This is a genomic window from Elioraea sp. (assembly GCF_051860475.1).
Lineage (GTDB): Bacteria > Pseudomonadota > Alphaproteobacteria > Acetobacterales > Acetobacteraceae > Elioraea.
In genome coordinates this window covers 1-5407 of record NZ_JBHYDW010000207.1, presented here as the reverse complement: position 1 = coordinate 5407, position 5407 = coordinate 1, and the positions used below count along the sequence as shown (strand labels likewise).

The 5407-nt window shown below is 71.5% G+C and carries 5 protein-coding genes; all 5 read right to left on the bottom strand.

Annotation, left to right across the window (positions count from 1 at the left end):
- The coding region (locus tag ACTIFU_RS22160) for a glycosyltransferase (protein WP_439580495.1) at positions 1–781 on the bottom strand (781 nt) is incomplete at its 3' end.
- 8 nt (positions 782–789) lie between these two features.
- Positions 790–1911, bottom strand: a complete 1122-nt coding sequence (locus ACTIFU_RS22155; protein WP_439580494.1) for an FtsW/RodA/SpoVE family cell cycle protein — start codon at positions 1909–1911, stop codon at positions 790–792.
- Complete coding sequence (gene murD, locus ACTIFU_RS22150) at positions 1908–3302, bottom strand: UDP-N-acetylmuramoyl-L-alanine--D-glutamate ligase (RefSeq protein ID WP_439580493.1); 1395 nt, start codon at positions 3300–3302, stop codon at positions 1908–1910. Before murD ends, ACTIFU_RS22155 begins: the two co-directional genes overlap by 4 nt.
- A 4-nt stretch (positions 3303–3306) precedes the next feature.
- Positions 3307–4398 carry a phospho-N-acetylmuramoyl-pentapeptide-transferase gene (gene mraY, locus ACTIFU_RS22145; protein WP_439580492.1) on the bottom strand — a complete coding sequence of 364 codons (1092 nt, stop codon included), beginning with the start codon at positions 4396–4398 and terminating at the stop codon, positions 3307–3309.
- A 6-nt stretch (positions 4399–4404) separates the two neighbouring features.
- A partial coding sequence (locus ACTIFU_RS22140) for a Mur ligase family protein (protein WP_439580491.1) occupies positions 4405–5407 on the bottom strand: 1003 nt, incomplete at its 5' end.

The window sequence follows — 5407 nt, the reverse complement described above, 5'->3', positions numbered from 1 at the left end:
CGTAGAGCGCCGCGACGTCGTCGAAGAACGGCGCGAGCCTGGCGGTCACACGGGAGCCGTCGAGTGTGGCGCGCGTGCGCTCGACGTCCTCGGCGCGGCACTGCATGGTCAGGCGCAGCCGTGCGCGCAGCGCGTCGGGCAGCGTCGCGACCGCTGCCGGCACCAGATCGGCGAGCGCGCGCGCCCCGAGACTGCCGCCGAGCACCAGAAGATGCAGCGTCGCATCGGGCGCCGGTGTCGGATACGACGTGCCGGCGAGAGCCGCGATCTCGGCGCGCACCGGGTTGCCGATCGCGCGGATCCGCGCGCCGGCCGGCACGCGGGCGGTCTCCTTGGCCGAGAGCGCGAGCAGGTCGGCGAAACGGGCAAGCGAACGGTTGGCCCGGCCGAGCACGGCGTTCTGCTCGTGCAGCACGACGCGCGGCCGGCCTCGGCGGGGCAGCAGCCGTGCGGCGAGCACCGGCGGGATCGAGGGATAGCCGCCGAACGCGACGACCGTCGCCGGCGCGAGCCGCGCGAGCAGCCCGCGCGTCTCGACCACGCCGCGCGCGAGCGCGACCAGCGCGCCGGGCAGGCGCACCAGGCCACGCCCCGCCACGCCCTCGGCGCGGATCACGTGCGTCTCCACGCCCGCGAAGCCCGGCCCGAGCCGCGCAGCGGTGCGCGCGTCGGTGAACAGCACCGGACGCTCGCCGCGGCGCGCGAGCTCGCCCGCCAGCGCCTCGGCAGGGAAGAGATGGCCGCCCGTACCGCCGGCGGCGATCGCGATCGGTCGCAGCATCGCCCCCCTCATGCGACCTCGCCCCGCGTGCGTCGGCGCGTCAGCGCGAGCAGCATCCCCATCCCGAGCGCGACCGCGAACACCGAGGATCCGCCATAGGAGATCAGCGGCAGCGTCATGCCCTTGGTGGGGATGAGGTGCACGGTCGAGGCCATGTTGACGAAGGCCTGCAAGCCGAACTGCGCGACCAGTCCGGTGCCGGCAATCACCACGAAGGGATCGGTCTCGCCCATCAGGCGGAACAGGCCGCGCAGCACCACGACCGCGAACAGCGCGACGATCAGCAGGCAGGCGAACAACCCGAACTCCTCGCCCGCAACGGCAAAGACGAAATCGGCATGCGCGTCCGGCAGCACCGACTTGACGCGGCCCTCGCCCGGCCCGCGGCCCGCGAGCCCGCCATTGGCGAAGGCCTCCAGCGCACGCTCGACCTGGTAGTTGTCGCCGGCCGCCGGGTCGAGGAAGCGCAGCACGCGGCTCTGCACATGCGGAAACAGCATGTAGGCGAGGGTCGCGATGCCGGCGACGACGCCGCCGAGCAGCGCGACCCAGATCGTGCGCAGCCCGGCGACGAACCACTGCGCGAGGAACACCGCCAGCACCACCGCCGCCATGCCGATGTCGGGCTGCATCTTCAGCGCGGCGAGCACGAGCCCAAGCAGCAGGCAGGCGATCGCGGCACCAGGGAAGCGGGTGCCGCGCATTCCTTCCGCGAACAGCCAGCCTGCCACCACCGCGAAGCAGGGCTTGAGGAACTCCGAGGGCTGGAGCGACAGGCCGGGCAGCGCGATCCAGCGCCGCGCGCCCTTGATTTCGGGGCCTATCAGCGCGGCCGCCACAGTCAGCGCGAGCGCGCCGAGGAACCCGACGACCGCGACCCGGCGCACCCCGCGCGGCCCGAGCAGGCTGACCGCAAGCAGCAGCGCGAGAGCGAGCGGCAGGAACGCCATCTGGCGGCGGACGAACGCGTACATGTCGAGTCCGATCCGTTCCGCCACGGCCGGGCTCGCGGCAAGCGTCATCAGCATGCCGATGCCAGCGAGCGCGAACAGCGCCGCGAGCATCCAGCGATCGACCGTGAACCACCACCGGCCGAGCCGCGTCCCGTCGTCGCGAGCCAGCGCGATCACGGCGCACGCTCCGCCATCAGTCGCGCGACGGCCGCGCGGAACGTGGCGCCGCGCACCTCGAAATTCGCGAACTGGTCGAAGCTCGCTGCTGCGGGCGACAGCAGCACCACCGCTGGCGCGTCCGCCCGCGCGGCGGCGAAGGCAGTCGGAACCGCCTCCTCCAGGGTCCCGGCGATCTCATGGGCGATGCCGTGCCCGGCGAGGGTCGCGGCGAAGGCGGGGGCTGACTCGCCGATCAGGAAGGCACGGGCAATGCGCGGGAACAGCGGTGCAAGCGCGGCGATGCCGCCTTCCTTCGCGCGACCTCCAGCGATCCAGAACACGCGCGGGTAGCAGGCGAGCGCACGCGCGGCAGCGTCCGCGTTGGTGCCCTTGCTGTCGTTGACGAACAGCACGCCGTCGAGTTCGGCGACGCGCTCCTGCCGGTGCGGCAGGCCGGGGAAGGACGCAATGCCGGCGGCCACGTCCTCGGCAGGGATGCCAAGCGCGAAGGCGAGGGCCGCGGCCGCGGCCGCGTTCTGCGCGTTGTGCGTGCCCGGCAGCGTGGGGTGGCGCACCAGGCTCGCAATCCGTTGCGGATAGGTGCCGCGCGCATCGATCAGCCGCGCGTTCTCGACGTAGATCCCGCCCGACACGGCCTGCGCGCCCGAAACCCGGATCACCGGCGCCGGCCCGACGGCGAGCTCGTCGGCCATCGCGCGGCCGCCGTCGTCATCGACTCCGACCACGGCCGTACACGCGCCGTCCTGCCGGTCGAAGATGCGCCGCTTGGCCGCGGTATAGCCCGCCATGTCGCCGTGGCGGTCGAGATGATCGGGCGAGAGGTTGAGCATCGCGGCCGCATCGAAGCGGATGCGGGCGATTCGCTCCAACATGTAGGACGACATTTCGAGGGCATAGACCCCCTCCGACCCCAAGATATTGAGGGCAAGGGCCGGAGTGCCGAGGTTGCCGCCAGTCTGGTGGGGCTGACCGGCGCATTCGAGGATGTGGCCGAGCAGGGCGGTGGTGGTGCTCTTGCCGTTGGTGCCGGTGATGCCGGCGAAGCGCGCCGCGGAGCCCGTCTCGCGCACGGCCCGGAACAGCAGGTCGGCATCGCACGCGATCAGCGTGCCGGCGGCGAGGGCACGCGCCGCGATCGGATGGGGCGCAGGGAGGCGGTGCGGGATGCCCGGCGAGAGCAGAAGCGCGTCGATTGCACGGAAATCGGCACTCGTGAGGTCGGTGAGCGGCACGCCGGCTGCCTCCGCCTGCCAACGTGCCGCCTCGGAATCGTCCCAGGCGAGCACGCGTGCCCCAAGCCGCACGAGCGCCTGCGCTCCCGGCAGCCCGGCCCGGCCCAGGCCCATCACGGCCACGGTCTCGCCGGCAAAGGGCGCCTCGCCCGCCATCCCGTCACCGCAGCTTCAGGGTGGAGAGGCCCACCAGCGCCAGGATCATCGCGATGATCCAGAAACGGATGACGATGGTGGACTCCGCCCAGCCCTTCTTCTCGAAGTGGTGGTGCAGCGGCGCCATGCGGAACACGCGCTTGCCCGTCAGCTTGTACGAGAGGACCTGCACGATCACCGACACCGTCTCGAGCACGAACAGCCCGCCGACGATCATCAGCACGAGTTCGTGCTTGGTCGCGACCGCGATCGAGCCGAGCGCGCCGCCCAGTGCCAGGCTGCCGGTGTCGCCCATGAACACCATCGCCGGCGGCGCGTTGAACCAGAGGAACCCCATGCCCGCGCCGATCAGCGCGGCGCAGAGCACGGCGAGTTCGCCAGCCCCCGGCACGAAATGGAGCTGGAGGTAGTTCGCGAACACCGCGTTGCCCGTCAGGTACGCGATCAGCGCGAACACGGCCGCCGCGATCATCACCGGCACGATCGCCAGCCCGTCGAGCCCGTCGGTCAGGTTCACCGCGTTCGATGTGCCGATCATCACCACCGCGCCGAACGGGACGAAGAACCAGCCGAGCTGAACCAGCAGGTCCTTGAAGAACGGCACCGCAAGCGCGGCCTCGAGCGGTGGGCGCGCGATCCACATGATCCACAGCGCCGCGAGCGCACCGAGCCCGCCCTGCACCGCGAGCTTGGCCCACGCCGGCACGCCCCTGGTGTTGCGCTTGGTGACCTTCAGGAAGTCGTCGGTGAACCCCAACAGCCCGTAGCCGACGGTAACCACCAGGACGGCCCAGACATAGCCGTTGCGCAGATCCACCCACAGCAGCGTCGAGACCAGGAGCGCGATCAGGATCAGCACCCCGCCCATGGTCGGCGTGCCGCGCTTTCCAAGCAGATGCGCCTCGGTCATGTACTGCTCACGCATCGGCTGGCCCTCGGCCTGCAACTGCCTGAGGCGACGGATCACCGGTCCGCCGAGCACGAAGGACAGGAACAACGCGGTCATGCACGCCGCGCCCGAGCGGAAGGTCAGGTACCGGAACAGGTTGAAGAGGATGAACTCTTCGGCCAGTGGTGCGAGGATGACGAACAGCATGGCCGTTCACCGCGCCGCGCCGGTGAGGGCCGCGACGATCGTGCCCATCCGGCTGCCGAGCGAGCCCTTCACCAGTACGACGTCGCCGGGACGCAACGATGGGACGAGGAAGGCGAGCAGTGCGGCGCTGTCGGGCGCATGCGCGCCGCGCAGGATCATCGGCAGCGCCTCATAGAGCTGGCGCATCAGTGGGCCGCAACAGAAGACGACGTCGATCCGGGCCGCGACGACCGCGGCCGCGAGCGCCTGGTGCTCAGCCGCCGCCCGGTCGCCGAGTTCGAGCATGTCGCCCAGCACGGCGACGCGGCGCGCGGCAAGCACGTCGCCGAGCACGTCCAAGGCGGCGCGCATCGACGGCGGGGAGGCGTTGTAGGAATCGTCGAGCAGGATCGCGTGGCCTGCACCCACGCGAATGGTGCGACGCAGGCCACGACCCGGGGCCGGTGGCAGGTCGGCGAGCGCAGTGGCAGCGGCGAAGGGGTCTGCGCCCGAAGCGAACGCGGCGGCCAGCACACCCATGGCGTTCAGTGCGGCGTGACGGCCGGGTGCGGCGAGGCGGAACTCGATCTCCTGGCCGAGCAGCACCGCTCGCGCGAGCCCGCCGAACCCTTCCGCGCGCCAGGAGAGCAGGCGGATATCGGCATCGGCATCCGCGCCGAAGGTGATGATCCGGGCGATGCCGCGCGCCTCGGCGGCGGATCGGAGCCGCGCGAAATGGCGGTTGTCGCGGTTGAGCACGGCGGCACCGCCCATCGTGAGGCCATCCAGGATCGTCGCCTTCTCGTCAGCGATCGCCTCCTCCGACTCGAAGAACGCGATGTGCACCGCCTCGACATTGGTGATGATCGCGACATGGGGGGCAGCCAGACGCGCGAGCGGGGCGATCTCGCCCGGGTGGTTCATGCCGATCTCGGTCACGCAATAGGCGGCGTCGCGCGGCAGGCGCGCGAAGGTGAGCGGCACGCCGATATGGTTGTTGTGGCTCGCAGCGGCGGCGGGAGTCGGGCCC

What these genes read in the sequence shown, in the direction of transcription:
- murD (WP_439580493.1), bottom strand. Translation starts at nt 3,302, where the DNA reads ATGGCGGGCGAGGCGCCCTTTGCCGGCGAGACCGTGGCCGTGATGGGC.
- mraY (WP_439580492.1), bottom strand. Translation starts at nt 4,398, where the DNA reads ATGCTGTTCGTCATCCTCGCACCACTGGCCGAAGAGTTCATCCTCTTC.